The sequence below is a fragment of the Paenibacillus massiliensis subsp. panacisoli DSM 21345 genome, assembly GCF_000426545.1.
Taxonomy (GTDB): Bacteria; Bacillota; Bacilli; order Paenibacillales; family Paenibacillaceae; genus Paenibacillus; species Paenibacillus panacisoli.
Genome location: NZ_AUFO01000018.1, coordinates 109,644 through 124,623, shown reverse-complemented (window position 1 = coordinate 124,623; position 14,980 = coordinate 109,644). Strand labels below are relative to the sequence as shown.

Below are 14,980 nucleotides of genomic sequence, written 5' to 3'. Positions count from 1 at the left end.
TCTACTAGCGGGGGTCACTGAGTTTGCGGTGCTGCCCCCTTCTTCAATTTACGCAGCTACAATTAGTCCAGAAGGCACATCATGGAGTTTTGCGAGAATGAAGCTCACTGAGGCCCATTCGGCAGGTGTGCAGGGCAATGGTGTAAAAATTGCGGTACTCGACTCCGGTTATGAGTCCCACGAAGATGTAGGGACAATCGGAGGAACGACCAATAACAGTGATGACATCTTTGGACGTGGCAATAACGTAATTGGTGTCATAGGTGCTCAAAAAAATAATAAAGGAATACTAGGAGTCGCTCCTGAAGCACAAATGCATGCTTTAAAGGTGACTGATAATTTAGGAGTAATACAACCCAATAGTTTGATTACAGCCATCGAGTGGGCTATTGATAATGATATGGACATTATACAGATCAGTGCTCCAATGGATAGAGACATTCCTGGAGTAGCCAATGCTATTAAAGAAGCGTATGCTAAGGGAATTGTCATTGTAGCGGGAGCCGGAGATGATGGATCTGCTGATGGTCTAGGAGATAATGTTCCTTACCCTGCAAAATACGATGAAGTTATCGCAGTTGCTTCAGTAAATCAATTGGAAGAGCGAGATATCACCTCTGGAACAGGTCCATCTGTAGAGGTATCGGCTCCTGGAGTGGACATTGAGACCATAGACAAGATGAACGCTGGAAGAAGAGATAACTATGTGGTTGTTAGCGGCTCTGCCGTAGCAGCAGCACATGTAACAGGTTTTATGGCACTTCTTAAGCAACTTCATCCAACATACACGCCAAGTGAACTGCGCTCAGAGCTTCAAAAATATACAAGGAGCCTAGGACCTACAAACCAATACGGTGCTGGACTTGTGATATATAAAACGATTCCTAAGGAAGTAACCGGTTTGGAAGCGGTAAGAACTACACAGACTAGTTCAGTGCTGACTTGGAAGAAGCCGACAGATCAGGCTTTCAGTCACGTGAACATCTACAATGGTCTGGGAGTCAATGTACAGCAGGCTGTATATGAAGAAGAATATCCTTTGATGAATCTGGATGAGGATACCGAGTATACCTATGTCGTAAAAACGGTGTACAATTCCGATGGAACTCCAGTCGAATCCAGTGGAGAGTCGGTGACGTTCAGAACGGATAAGACAACAAACCCGACTAACCCAACGAACCCAACGAATCCGACAAATCCAACCGATCCGGTAGATACGACGCCACCAGGCAAAGTGACGAATCTGCGTGTCACCTCCAAAGGTCCGGATTTTCTGGAGATAGCCTATGCTCGGCCAGCGGATTTGGATTTCAAAGAATTTGTGATCTATGTAAATGATCAAGAGTATGGAAGAACCAACTTGAATAACATTAAAATTAACTCTCTTCAATCGAGCACAAGCTACAAAATTGAGGTAAGAGCTGAGGATACGAGTGGAAATGTCTCAGTAGACAACGAAGTTCTTACAGAGACGACATCTGCTACTGTAGATAATACACCTGTAAGTGATGTAACGAATCTGACTGTAACCAGCACTACGACCAATGCTCTGGCCATTAGCTGGACAAAGCCGGCCAATACGAACACGGCTGATATATACCTTAATGGAAACTATGTCCAGGAGGTAAGTGGTGAATCCTTTACTTTCACGGGCCTAAATCCATCAACAACATATACGTTGACCGTACGAGCCAAACGCGGTTCTCAGATTGCATCTGGTGTCAGCGTTCCAGGCACAACGGCAGCAGATACAAGTCCGGTAGCGGATGTAACAAATCTGCGTGTCACTAGCACCGGAACCAATTCCCTAGCGGTCGTCTGGACGAAGCCTGCAAACACGGACGCTGTAGAGGTCTACCTGAACGGAAACTTGATTCAACAGCAGGTCACAGGAGAATCATTCACGTATACAGGCTTGAACCCGTCAACGACATATACACTTATGGTGAGAGCGAAGCGTGGGAATATGGTTGCGCCAGGTGTAAGTGTATCAGGTACAACTTCGGCATCCTCCAGCAATTCGGGGTCAACGAACAATCGCGTAGAGGTCACAAATCTGTCCGTCTCTTACAGAGGAACAACCTCGCTTGAGATTGAGTATAGAATTCCAAGTGCCATTAACAGAGTCAAAATATATGTAGATGACAAGCTGGAGACCAGCACGACCAGATCTAATTATGAGATTAGCGGTCTTCGATCCGATCGGACTTATGATATTCGCGTGGCGACTGTTAATTCAAGTGGAGATGAATCTCCAGGGGTAGAAATCACTGGCCGTACCAGAGCATCTTCAAGCTCCAGTAGCTCCAGCAGTTCTAGCTCCAGAAACAGCCGGGACCTGGAACGAGCGACGAGTCGAGTGGAGCGTGCAGAAAGATCACTGAGTCAGACAGATTGGTACGATGCCAGAGATGCAGCAGAAGATCTGGAAAATGGCTTGAACAAGGATGCTTTGCTCCTGAGACTGGGCCGAATCCGTTATCAGGTATTCCCGTCCGAGGTGGCTCAAGCAAGTAATCCAGTGGTAACATCGTCTACGTCGCCACGGAGAATCACACTAACCATTGGCTCACCACAGGCTTCAATTGATGGCAGATCGGTAACCATTCCACAAAGCCCAATTGTGCGCAATGGGGTAACCCTGGTTCCTCTGCGCTTCATTGGAGAAACAACAGGCTCGATCGTAGATTATAGTGATACGGACAAGAAGATTACTGTGAATCAACTGGAAATGAAGCGTGAGATGACGCTCTGGGTTGGCAATCGACTTATCATGATTAAGGATAATGGTGTAATCAGCAATTACTCCTCGCAGATTCGCGAGGCTCCGATCATTATGAATGGCTATACGCTGGTGCCGCTGCGGGTCATCAACGAGGCTGCGGGCTACACAGTGAACTACGATGCTGCTACAAAGCGTATTACTATCAGTAGATAATAGCGAAGTCACCAAAAAGATGATTACGAGCAGAATATACACTTTTGAACAAGAGGGCGACCCAGATGGGTCGTCTTTTTGTGTACTGATACAACACGGCGATCTGAGTTCTCCTGTAAAGCTAGGTCACAGTAAGATTGCTCTTAATGATTTCATTAGGTGAAACAATTTGACTTTGTCAAATTAATTAGTTGACAAAGTCAAATTATATACTGCAATAAATTAAAATAAATCACTGACTAGAAGGAGAGCACATACATGGTCGAATTGGCGGAACGCGTACATCAAATGCGAAATTTCAATCGCTTCATTACTCGCAAAATCGGCGTATTACAGGAAGGACTGCTGCAAAGCAGCTATTCGCTCACAGAGGTACGTGTAATGTTCGAGCTTGCTCATCGTGAGGAGGTAACGGCATCCGATCTGACCAGGGACCTCGGGCTTGACCCGGGTTATTTGAGCCGGATTCTTACCCGGCTGGATCAACAGGGTTTTCTCCAGAAGATACGCTCTGAGCAGGATGGGCGAAAGTTTTTGCTGAAGCTTACTCAAGAGGGCGAGCAGGCCTATGCCCCGCTTGAACAGCGCTCAAATGAGGAGGTCACAGAGCTGTTGCAGAGCATCCCTGAGGAGGAGCAGTCCAGACTGCTGGAGGCCATGCACACGATTGAAAGCATTCTGACCCCTGACTTCAAACATGTGCTGCGCCAGCCCGTAGCAGGAGATATGGGAATCATTACTCAAAAGCATGCGATTTTGTACAAGCGCGAATATGGATGGAATGAGGGTTTTGAGGCCGCAGTATCACAGATTGCGCTGGATTATCTGAAAAAGCATGATCCTAATCGAGAGCGCTGTTGGGTAGCGGAAATGGCTGGTGAGGTGGTCGGCTCCATCATGGTCGTGCAGGATTCGGAGAAGGTAGCCAGAATACGCCTGCTACTGGTCGATCCCAAAGCGCGTGGACTTGGGCTTGGGACCAGCCTTGTACGAGAAGCCATCGAATTTGCCCGTCAGCAGCAGTACGAGGAGCTGGTGCTATGGACGAATAACGTACTGACGGAAGCAAGACACATCTATAAAAAAATGGGCTTTCAGCTCATTCACGAGGAGCCGCATACCCAATTTGGGCCCGAACTAATCGATGAGACCTGGACATTGCGACTACAGCTGTAATTTAAACCGTGATTCAAGTCAAACCAAGTCCAGCAAAGAACAAGCCAAATACAAAGAAGCAGCGCTGCACGCCCTAATCGTAGTGGGTGCACAGCGCTGTATTTTGAATCCTGATAATACCTATAGTTACTATAAAATCGCGTTTTCCTCTCTCTTACGTCGCATTCTTCCCTAGACTTCCTTAGATCTGTCAAGATCCTTCTTATAGTCGCCCAAGCATTAGTAGGCTTTATCTGCCTGTGTCTGCTCCTTTTTCAAAGCTGGACCCAGATCATCCTGTACGCTGTGCTTCCACATGGTTACTCCGGAGCGATAGGCAGCCCTACCGTTGAGATGCCCGGCTACGGGCCCAGTAATGAAGACGAACACAATACCGAGCAGCAGCTTGATGCTCAGATGATCCATGAACAACAGGAAATACAGAAAGGTCCCCCCAAGAACAAATAGAACACCGAGTGTAGCACTCTTGGTTGCTGCATGAGAACGTAGGTACACGTCAGGCAAACGAATCAGCCCGAAGGCACTGAGCGCGCCAAGCAGCGCTCCGAACAGCACCATACCTCCTACTAGCAGCTCAGCGATGAGTCTCATCGTCTCCATTTTCCAGAACGTACCCCCTTTCTATATATCGCGCGAATGCGGCCGTTCCGATAAAGGTCAGAATTCCAATCAAGAGAATAATATCTAGATAAGCCTCGGTGCGAAGCAGCATACACAGAATGGCAATCATGGACAGAATGCTGATGCCGATCGTATCCAGTGCAGCAATTCGGTCGGCGATTGACGGGCCTCTGAGCAAGCGGAACATACATCCCAATATGGCTAGTGCGATTAAAGACAGTGCCAGTAGCAGCATGATATCCATCATGAGCGAGTCACCTCCATAATGGCTTTTTCGAATGTATCACGAATTTGTACGGTCAGCACATTAACGTCACCGATGTCCATCGCGTGAATGTATAAGATGCTTCCTTCTCGGGACACCTCTAGGGTCAGTGTTCCGGGTGTCAGGCAGATGAGACAGGATAGAAGGGTCACTTCCCAATCCGAGGTCAAGCGGGTTGGATAAGCGAATATGCCTGGACGAATATCCAGCTTGGGCTTCAGCACCTGCCGGATCACGGTGAAGCTGGACAGGAACAGCTCTCTGTTGAAAATGTACAGCAGCTTCGCAATGGACAAGAGCTTTTTACCGTAAAAAGGGTGAGGCAGGAAGCGCTGAAGCAGTCCGATCAGCAGTAGCCCAAGCAGATAACCGATGATGAACTGCATGAATGACCATTCGTTGTTCAGCAGCATCCAGACGAGACCGATGATGATATTTAGTAGAAGTTGATAGGCCATCTCCATTACTCCTTTATTACCGCTTCAATATATAGCGCCGGATGCGTAAGGACTTCGCCAGCTTGAGAGACCCAAGTGTATATTCCTTCGGAGCCAAACCCGACCAAGAGAATAAGAGCCAACAAGCCAACAACCGGAATCATGCTGGAATGTGGCAGCCGGACTTGTGCAGTAGAGCGCTCTTCAGAAGGATCTACGGATAGAGTCGTCTCGCCCCAAAAAGCACGTATGAATACCCGAATGAGGGAATACAGAACGACGAAGCTGGAAGCTACTGCAATGCCAGTAAGGACATAGAACTGAGCGTGGTCAGCCCCGGCCTCTAGACCGCCTCTTACGATTAATACCTTCCCTACAAAGCCGCTCAACGGCGGAATACCTACCAGGGCCAAGGCGGTCGTCAAGTAGATCCAGCCTATAATAGGCCATTTATGAATCAATCCACCCATAGCTTGCAGGCGCTCTGAGCCAGCAGTCGAGATCATTAGGCCACCGAGCAGGAACAGCAGCGTCTTGGCTAGCATGTCATGAATCAGGTAGAATACGGTCCCATTCAGTGCATCAGGGCTGGAGATAGCGATGCCAGCTGCAATGAATCCGACACTGATGATGATATTGTAATTAAAAATTCGATGAATATCGGTGTAGGCGACAGCACCAATAGCCCCCAGAATCATGGTCAGCGCGGCCATCCAGCCTATCCATCCCTGCGCGATGAACGCATCATGGTAGAAGATCAGTGTGAACGTGCGAATAATGGCATACAAGCCTACCTTCGTCAGCAGTGCACCGAACAGCGCCCTTACGACTGCAGGTGGCGCACTATAGGAACCAGGCAGCCAGAAGAACAGGAACAGTCCTGCCTTCAATGCGAAGACGATCAACAGCAGCATGGCGACCACCGAGAGCATCCCACCCTGGTTCACCTCAGCTACTCGCTGGGACAAATGCGCCATGTTCAAGGTTCCTGTAATCCCGTACAGATAGGCTACTGCAGCAACGAATAGCGTCGAGGACAGAATATTAATAAGAATGTACTTCAGCCCTTCCCGCAGCTGCCGTTTGCTGCCTCCCAGCCCCAGTAGAGCGTAGGATGAGATGAGCATCACCTCGAAGCATACGAACAGATTGAACAGGTCTCCGGTCAGGAAGGAGCCGCTGACGCCTGCAATCAGGAATTGAAAGAATGGGTAAAAGTAGTGTTTCTCTTTGTTCTCTCCAATAGTACCAAAAGCAAATATCAGACAGGCAATGCTGACAATGGCGGTCGTAAGCACAAGCAACGCAGCCAGCATATCCGCAACGAAGATGATGCCATAGGGAGGCTTCCAGCCGCCCATGAATAGCGTCTGAATACCTGCTGTTCGTACCTGGTAGACGAGGATTATTGCACCTGCCAGATTCACCAGTGCTCCGACCAGGCTGACCATTCGCTGCAGGCGAATCCGCTTGTGTATGAACAACAGCGCAATCGCTGTGCATAAGGGAACAAGCAAAGGAAGAATAACGAGATTATTCATGCTTCCTCACCCTCCTCCCTCAGTTGCTCCATATCGTCCGTGCCCAGCCGCTGATAAGCCTTATAGGCCAGGACGAGGAAGAATGAGGTGACACCGAAGCTGATGACGATGGAGGTCAGGATCAGCGCCTGTGGCAACGGGTCCACATAAGCACGGGTACCGTCTGCCAGCAGAGGCGGTGCACCATTTTTGAGCCGAGCCATCGTAAGAAGCAGGAGATGTACACCATGAGTCAGCAGGGAGGTGCCCAGGATGATACGCAGCAGGCTTTTGGACAGGACCAGATACACGCCAGCCGCAAACAGGATTCCAATAGTTAGTGACATATATAGCTCCATAGTTACTCATCTCTCCCGATCGAGAAGATTATCGTCATGGTGACGCCAATGACGGTCAGATAGACACCCAGATCAAATAATACGGCAGTAGCTAGCTCCGTCTTACCAAGCAGTGGAAGCTCGAAATAGCCGAAGGCATGGCTAAGGAATGCTGCTCCGAACCCGAAGGAACCTATACCCGTCAGCAGGGCTACTAACAGACCAAGGCCAATCAAGCTGCGAAAATCAAACGGAAGGATGTGTTGCATCGTCCTCATCCCGAAGCCCATCGTGAGCAGGATTAGCGCGGCTGCAGACATCAGTGCTCCGATGAATCCTCCACCAGGCGCGTTGTGGCCCGCAAAGAACAGATATAGCGAGAAGGTCAAGATAATGAAAATGACGACCTTGGAGACCGTTCTAAGAATGACATCATTACTTTTAGCAAAAGACAGGCTTGTGGAAGCCTCTCTCTCTGGTCGTGTCACGGAGCTGAGTCCTTCCGATGGCTCTAATCGGACCAAGGCGTAGATAGCCAATGAGGCAATGCCCAGCACTGTAATCTCCAGCAGCGTATCGAAGCCACGGAAGTCGACGAGGATGACATTGACTACATTTTTGCCTCCGGCGAGATTGTAGCTTTCTTTCAAATAATAATCGGCGATGCTATCGAATAGTGGACTGCCACTGACACCCAGTGCGATGATCGTCATGATCGCACCGACCCCGAGCGAGATGACCAGGTTGGTCAGCTTGAAGGGGATTCGTAGCTTCTCCCGACGCAGCTTGGGCAAGTGATAGAAGCATAACAGGAACAGTGTCACCGATACCGTCTCAATAATCATTTGGGTCAAGGCTAGGTCAGGCGCACGGAATAGGACAAAGAATAAGGTCACAATGTATCCAGCTGCTCCTGTCAAAATGATCGCCATGAGGCGTGTAGGAGCAAAAATCGTCATCACGGCTGCCAGTACAAGCACGATCATCACAATGGCCTCATAGAACGAGATGGGTGCATAGCCAGACAAATCGAAGGTTAGATCTGGCGTCCGTAGTAGCATGGTGCCTAGTGCCGTGATCAGGAACACAAAAATGTACATAACATAGTGGCGGATAGACCCTGTCATATACCCCTTCGTGAAACGATTGGAGAAGTGCTCCATGTGCGTCAGTCCGCGATCGTATACATGGTTAATAGTCCATGCACTGAATATAGGTTGATGTAATGGAGCCCATCGCCGTTGAAGACGGAAGATCATAATTCCTGCAATTACTACACCTATAGTCATGAACAGCTCTGGGGTCCAGCCATGCCAGAATGAGATTTGGATTGCAAATCTTCCTCCTTCGGATAATATCGCAGGGTGGACCGCAGCCATGACGGGCTCCAGGATGGCGTAAGAGACCACGTTCGGAAACAGTCCGATAATGATAGCCAGAGAACCAAGAATTACCGGAGAAATCAGCAAGCCGACAGGAGCCTCATGGGGACTCTTGGGGAGCTGCTGGGTGTGTCCCTGTCCGGTGAACGTGCGGAATACAAGAATCATACTGTACACGAACGTAAAGATGCTGGCGACCCAGGCGAAGATGGGTACGAGTATGCCCCACGTATGCAGGCTCCACAGCTTCATATCCAAAATCTGCAGCACACCCGTAAAGAACATTTCCTTGCTCAGGAATCCACCAAAGGGAGGCAGTCCTGCCATGGAGAAGGCTCCTACCACGGCAACTGTAAAGGTAACTGGCATCAGGGCCATGAGTCCGCCCAGTCTGCGAATATCCCGAGTCCCGGTCTCATGGTCCACATTGCCCACCACCATGAACAAGGCTCCCTTGAAGACGGCATGATTGATCAAGTGGAAAAAAGCAGCTGCTGTAGCCTTGGTGAAGAAAATGGCTTCCTCACCCGTGTAAAATGCTGCTGCTGAGCCGAGTCCCAGTAGACTCATGATCAGTCCAAGCTGACTGATGGTCGAGAAAGCCAGTAAAGCTTTGAGATCCGTCTGCTTGATCGCCCGAAATGAGGCATAGATGAGAGTGATCAAGCCAAAGCCTGTGACAAGCCAAAACCACTCGCTCATGCCTGCAAATATGGGGCTGAACCGCGCTACCAGGTAAATGCCAGCTTTCACCATCGTAGCCGAGTGCAGATAGCTGCTGACTGGTGTTGGTGCCTCCATCGCGTCGGGAAGCCAGATATGAAACGGAAACTGTGCAGATTTGGTAAAGGCACCGAGCAGAAGCAGCAGCATGGCTGGAAGCATTAAGGTATGCCCGGACATCAGCTCCACCTGTGCCACCATGTCCCGGATGCTAAAGGTACCCGTAACGACATAGAGCAAAATAAAGCCGACGAACATACATAAGCCGCCGAAGACGGTAATGAGCATGGATTTAAGAGCACCATACAAGGAACGCTCACGCTTATGCCAGAAAGCAATCAGCAGGAAGGAGGATACACTCGTAAGCTCCCAGAATCCATAGAGCACCATGACATTGTCCGAGAGCACCACGCCCAGCATAGCTCCCATGAACATCAGGAGAAATACATAGAAACGCTGGACGGCTTCTTTGGCCTTATCCATGTAATAGATGGAATAGAGTACCACTAAGGCACCAATTCCACTAATCAACAGTGCGAACAGCAGTCCCAGACCGTCAGCATAGACGTTGAAATTGATGCCCAGTGAAGGGACCCAGACTAATTCTGATGAGAGTGGCTGTCCACTTCGGATGTCTGATATAAGCGTAAGGAAATAAATAAACAATGCGGACGGGAGAGGTAGTACCAGCCACCCCGCATGAATTCGCTGCGTCCAAGGCTTGATGATTGGAATGAGCACAGCGAGCAGAAAAGGTAATACGATGGCAAGATGCAGCAAAGACAAAGGTTCTCCTCCTTAATCGTCAATAGACTGAAGATGTAAGACCTGTAATACATCAAGATAAAGGCGATTCGCACATGGAATCAACCTAACCTGACGTTGGAAATATAAGAAGTATGTCCTAAAAAACGCAAAAAGAGCCCGTCTGTGACAGGCTCCTCCAGAAAAATGTCTCTCGCAATGATGGCTGCGAGCAAACACACTAATATTCAATTAAGTCATTATAAATATTACCTAGTGGACATCGTACTTAATATAACCTGATTAAGGACAGTTGTCAAAAGATATTACCAGCGGCATGAAATCGGTATGCATAGGGAATGACTCTCTACTGAAGGGAGGGAACGATGACAGAATATTATTACAAATGTACACTATGTCTCTCTATTTTTGTTCTTTTGCTGTTCCTCGGCATGAGGCTGGATTCCTATGCTCGTCTTGAGATGAGCCAGGCTCAGGTGTCTGTTGAACCAGGGCAACGAGCAGGTCCGCATGCCAAAAGGTTGGGTGAGTCTTCCTTGAAGGGCGATACTTCAGCGCGGAGCGAGGTCATCTTTATGTCGCGTGAATATGTCAAAGTGCTGAAGTAGGTTAGATGCTTTAAATGAACTTAGTACGGTAACGGTTACCACGAAATACACAAGCAGCGAGGCTCCACTTGTGGAGCCTCGCTGCTTGTGCGGACGGACATACTTGTCTGTAGTATTTTCCAAGATCGTTCACTGGACGAATCTTCATGTAACGACGGTTTGAAATTTCTGTTTCTTAAGAGAAGATAATGGTAGGCTACCGCTTTTTGAGCTGCTTGCGCTCCATTTGCTCCCAGTGCTTGAGCAGCGGGTAGGGATCGAAGGACCATTCACTCAATCCGCTATCACGGTATATTCCATAATGCAGATGTGGCGGGAATTTGCCTTGTGTTCCTGGCTTGCCGTAACCTGAGCTACCTACCCAACCGATAGTCTGCCCTGGGGTAACAAGATCCCCTGTGGATAGCTTCTTGTCAAAGCCGGATAGATGTGCGTAGTAGTGGTACCGGTTATCGATATCCCGAATGCCTATGCGCCAACCACCAAATGGGTTCCAGCCCTTCACCTCCACGACACCATGACAGGTGCTTCGGACAGGGACGCCATATCGGGCGAACAGATCTGTCCCTTCATGGATTCGATTGCCTCCCCAGCTTCGTCCGCTTCCCCAGGTGCTTCGATAAGAATAGTCGCTACTTAGCGGCAAAGGGAACGCATGCTGATTAAGCTTAAGAGTGCCATATGTCTGATACAGCCTGGTAAATTGCCGAATGCGCTGGACTGAACGGGAATTATGGTAATACTCCCACAGAGCAATATGGAATTTATCCTCGGCTTGACCGTAATTCGTCAGATAGGCTGCTACACTGAACAGCAGATCCATATCATCATCCGGGTTGGCTTGTCCATCGCCTGATCCGTCTCGACCAAATCCCTCAAAAAAAGCGATAGAGGCTGGATTCTGGTCCTCCTGATCCGGATTGAACTGACCAGACCAGACATGAGAGCTGACGAATATACCACTTACTCGTTCGGCATGCTGTCGATCCTTCGGATGCACCCTAGTTAACGTTCGCTCATACTGATCTATAGCAGCAAGGCGGTACCAGGGCACGCCTGTTTTTTTGCTGATCTGCTGATACAGCATGGCCCTAGAGCGAAAAATGTCGTCTTCGGTCTGTTGCTGCAGACCTTTCGCTTGTTCTGTGGGAGCAGCCGCGACGTGAGAACTGCAGGCGTGCTGAACTATAGCCATGACCAGAAGCAGCAGGCACCACCGGGCGGTACAGCGCAGCCTTATGCGAAGCAGCAAGGTGTAACCCCCTTCCGAAAATTATATATTCCGCTTCAATGGCAGATGGATTTGTTACCTCTCACCACGGAATAAAAGTTGTGATTATCATGAACAATAGCCTGTCATTTTATCCCGCCTGCAGAAAACAAAGAATGGAGGTATTCCCACCGCTTTCATGTTATAATATGTGGCATGATATAACCTGACTAGAAAGAAGGTTCATGACATTGTCTAAAAAAGTGAAAGAACCTAAGCCTGACTGGATACGCATTAAGCTGACAACAGGTGAGAACTACCAGGAAATCAAAAACATGATGCGTTCCAAAACACTTCATACCGTATGTGAGGAAGCACGTTGTCCAAATATCTATGAATGTTGGGCCAACCGTACAGCTACCTTCATGATTTTGGGGGATATTTGTACACGAGCTTGTCGTTTCTGCGCAGTTAATACCGGTATGCCTACAGAACTGGATCTACAAGAGCCTGAGCGTGTAGCAGAATCGGCAGCGCAGATGAATCTGAAGCATTGTGTAGTAACGAGTGTAGCCCGTGACGATCTGAAGGATGGTGGCGCTACGATTTTTGCCGAGACCATCCATGCGATTCGCCGCAAACTGCCACTGTGCACAGTCGAGGTGCTGATCCCAGACTTTATGGGAGATGAGGAATCGCTACGTATCGTAATGGATGCGAAGCCAGACATCTTGAATCACAATATTGAGACCGTAGAGCGAATGTCAGATACGGTGAGAGCGAAGGCCAAATATCGGCGCTCGCTGGAGCTGCTAAGAAGGGCCAAAGCAATGCAGCCTACTATTCCGACGAAGTCAAGTATAATGCTTGGTGTAGGCGAAGAATGGGATGAGCTTCTGCAGACCATGGATGATTTGCGTGAGGTGGATTGCAACATCATGACGATCGGCCAATATTTACAGCCATCTGATAAGCATTTGTATGTCAAGAAATACTATCCTCCAGAGGATTTTCTTAAATTAAAAGAAGAGGGCTTAAAGCGGGGCTTCAGCCATGTCGAGTCTGGCCCGATGGTCCGTAGCTCCTATCATGCGCATGAGCAGGTTCAATCCGCCACGCAGCATCAGCAGCACAAGGCCGTGAAAGCTTAACCCTAGGAAGGGCGGGAAGAAGCTTTGTTTCAAGTGGGCGGAAAGGTATACGAAGTTGTGAAAGACTACAGAAACGGCTGGAACCTGGAAATGTTCCGGGAGAGATACAGCGAGGTTCTGGACCGCTATGACTATATTATCGGTGATTGGGGCTATAATCAGCTTCGCCTGAAGGGATTGTTCCGTGATGGTCATCCCAAAGCACATAGGGATAGTACAATTGCGGTGGTCACAGATTATATTAACGAATATTGTAACTTCGGCTGTGCTTATTTTGTGTTGCGTCGTATCCATCAACCTCAGGGTCAGATTGACATTCCTGTGGAGCCAGAGGACACAGCTACCGAGCTGGGCAAGGAAGATCACTCTCCCAAGGATGATCGGACTGTAAGAGAGCAGCGCAATGAGAGTCAGGACTCGCGTAGTGAATCACGTAGCAGTAACGAATCACGTAACGAGTTCCGAAATGAGTCTCGCGCAGAGTCGCGGAAGGAAGCGCGAAGTGAATCGCGCAATGATGTCCGCAATGATTCACGGGAATCTCGCTCTGAAGGAAAGGAACGCAGAGAGTCGCGTGAAGCCCGTGAGCCTAGAGAGCCGCGAGATCGCAAAGAGATGCGGGAGCCTAAAGAGCCTCGTGAATCCAAGGATTCTCGTGAGCCAAGGGAGGCGCGAGAGCCTCGTGAGGTACGAGAAGGTCGTGAGTCCAGAGAGTCGAAGGAACCACGTCGTAACCGTGAGGGACGTGACGGCCGTCGCAATCGTTCAGAGCGAGACAGGTCGGAGCAGCGTTCATCCAAGGCGGAGGCCAAGCAGGGAAGAGGAGACGTGCGCTCAGGGCAGAAGGAACGTGCCCAGAGCAATAAAGAACGCCCTCAGCATAAGGAACGCAGAGATCAGGAGCAGACTCCTGTAGCAAGTGGAAATGAAGCCAAAAGCAGCTCCTGATATTCAGGAACTGCTTTTTTTAATGGCACCTAATGTATGAAGCTTTTTCACACAGATTCAGTTTAATTCAAGAAGGCATTGCGTACCCGGCTCCAGAATGGAAATGGGCGGTATCTGGCAAAGCTGATTTTTTGATGAGCTACCTGACAGCGAACGGAGATCAGATCATCAAGCGGAATATTAATATGGTCAACAGTAAGCAGCAGGCGCTGCTCCTTACGTGAAAAAATATCACAATGATGATGCTTGGGAAGAATCAGAGGTGAGCCCAGAGTACGATATACCCGGTTATTAATGGAAGCAATCTCACTTAATTGAAGCGCTTCAATCGTCGGATGGATCATAGCTCCGCCCAGTGCTTTGTTGTATGCGGTACTTCCCGAGGGCGTGGATACACAAATACCGTCACCGCGGAACATTTCAAATGTGAGATCATTAATGTCTACTTGGGCAACCACGGTCCCGTCTACACCCTTCAAGGTGAATTCATTAAGCGCGATATAGGAGGCACTTCCAGATTTCTTGTGAATTTGCAACTCAATGAGGGGGTATTTCACAATGCGTGGTCGCATGGCTTCCTCATTCTGAGCCTGACTCATCAATTCTACGAGCTGTTCCAACTCGTCCGCACGCCAGTCAGCGTAAAAGCCCAAATGCCCAGTGTGCACACCAACGAAGGCTATATCAGGAATACGGTCGATAAAGGTATGAAAAGCGTGCAGCATCGTACCGTCACCGCCAATAGATACGACGATCTCAGGGGATTCGGCATCAAGCTTGAAGCCCTTGGCTTTGGCAAGAAGGTGAAACTGCTGACTCAGATCAATGGAATGGCGATCCCCGCGATCCAGAACATAGTATCTCAAGATGAAAAGCTCCTTTGTCATTGGGTATACTA

The 14,980-nt window shown here is 48.9% G+C and carries 13 protein-coding genes; 5 read left to right on the top strand and 8 right to left on the bottom strand.

Features of this window, described 5'->3' with window-relative positions; translation table 11 throughout:
- Positions 1-97 precede the first annotated feature (97 nt).
- Both K331_RS31040 and K331_RS0115550 read left to right on the top strand, forming a co-directional pair.
- The gene (locus tag K331_RS31040) at positions 98-2,938 is read left to right on the top strand and encodes a S8 family serine peptidase (RefSeq protein ID WP_051289859.1); all 2,841 of its coding nucleotides are present in this window, start codon (positions 98-100) and stop codon (positions 2,936-2,938) included.
- Positions 2,939-3,196: 258 nt separating this feature from the next.
- Complete coding sequence (locus K331_RS0115550; protein WP_028591012.1) at positions 3,197-4,114, top strand: bifunctional helix-turn-helix transcriptional regulator/GNAT family N-acetyltransferase; 918 nt, start codon at positions 3,197-3,199, stop codon at positions 4,112-4,114.
- Between the two features lie 219 nt (positions 4,115-4,333).
- On the opposite strand, the gene mnhG is transcribed toward K331_RS0115550, so the two are convergent.
- Genes mnhG through K331_RS0115520 form a run of 6 tightly spaced genes read right to left on the bottom strand, consistent with a single transcriptional unit; the run spans position 4,334 to position 10,186 of the window.
- Positions 4,334-4,705, bottom strand: coding sequence for a monovalent cation/H(+) antiporter subunit G (gene mnhG, locus K331_RS0115545; protein WP_036635035.1), 372 nt, complete (start codon positions 4,703-4,705; stop codon positions 4,334-4,336).
- On the bottom strand, positions 4,689-4,982 hold the full coding sequence (locus tag K331_RS0115540) for a Na(+)/H(+) antiporter subunit F1 (protein ID WP_028591042.1): 294 nt from the start codon (positions 4,980-4,982) through the stop codon (positions 4,689-4,691). The genes mnhG and K331_RS0115540 overlap by 17 nt, the downstream gene beginning before the upstream one ends.
- Complete coding sequence (locus K331_RS0115535) at positions 4,979-5,458, bottom strand: Na+/H+ antiporter subunit E (RefSeq protein ID WP_028591010.1); 480 nt, start codon at positions 5,456-5,458, stop codon at positions 4,979-4,981. Before K331_RS0115535 ends, K331_RS0115540 begins: the two co-directional genes overlap by 4 nt.
- Positions 5,459-5,463: 5 nt before the next feature.
- On the bottom strand, positions 5,464-6,978 hold the full coding sequence (locus K331_RS0115530; protein ID WP_028591009.1) for a Na+/H+ antiporter subunit D: 1,515 nt from the start codon (positions 6,976-6,978) through the stop codon (positions 5,464-5,466).
- Complete coding sequence (locus K331_RS0115525; RefSeq protein ID WP_028591008.1) at positions 6,975-7,316, bottom strand: Na(+)/H(+) antiporter subunit C; 342 nt, start codon at positions 7,314-7,316, stop codon at positions 6,975-6,977. Before K331_RS0115525 ends, K331_RS0115530 begins: the two co-directional genes overlap by 4 nt.
- Before the next feature lie 2 nt (positions 7,317-7,318).
- Positions 7,319-10,186 (bottom strand): Na+/H+ antiporter subunit A, encoded by a 2,868-nt coding sequence (locus tag K331_RS0115520; protein WP_028591007.1) that lies wholly within the window; start codon positions 10,184-10,186, stop codon positions 7,319-7,321.
- A 344-nt stretch (positions 10,187-10,530) separates the two neighbouring features.
- On the opposite strand from K331_RS0115520, the gene K331_RS0115515 reads away from it, so the two are divergent.
- The gene (locus tag K331_RS0115515; RefSeq protein ID WP_028591006.1) at positions 10,531-10,773 is read left to right on the top strand and encodes a hypothetical protein; all 243 of its coding nucleotides are present in this window, start codon (positions 10,531-10,533) and stop codon (positions 10,771-10,773) included.
- Positions 10,774-10,969: 196 nt separating this feature from the next.
- Here K331_RS0115515 and K331_RS0115510 read toward each other — a convergent pair whose 3' ends face one another.
- The gene (locus tag K331_RS0115510) at positions 10,970-12,025 is read right to left on the bottom strand and encodes a M23 family metallopeptidase (protein WP_028591005.1); all 1,056 of its coding nucleotides are present in this window, start codon (positions 12,023-12,025) and stop codon (positions 10,970-10,972) included.
- A gap of 209 nt (positions 12,026-12,234) precedes the next feature.
- Here K331_RS0115510 and lipA point away from each other — a divergent pair, with 209 nt between their 5' ends.
- Positions 12,235-13,134, top strand: a complete 900-nt coding sequence (lipA, locus tag K331_RS0115505) for a lipoyl synthase (protein WP_028591004.1) — start codon at positions 12,235-12,237, stop codon at positions 13,132-13,134.
- Positions 13,135-13,167: 33 nt separating this feature from the next.
- On the top strand, positions 13,168-14,082 hold the full coding sequence (locus tag K331_RS29695) for a YutD-like domain-containing protein (RefSeq protein ID WP_226383614.1): 915 nt from the start codon (positions 13,168-13,170) through the stop codon (positions 14,080-14,082).
- Between the two features lie 62 nt (positions 14,083-14,144).
- Here the strand turns inward: K331_RS29695 and K331_RS0115495 are convergent, their stop codons facing one another.
- On the bottom strand, positions 14,145-14,948 hold the full coding sequence (locus tag K331_RS0115495) for an NAD kinase (RefSeq protein WP_018885650.1): 804 nt from the start codon (positions 14,946-14,948) through the stop codon (positions 14,145-14,147).
- Positions 14,949-14,980 lie beyond the last annotated feature (32 nt).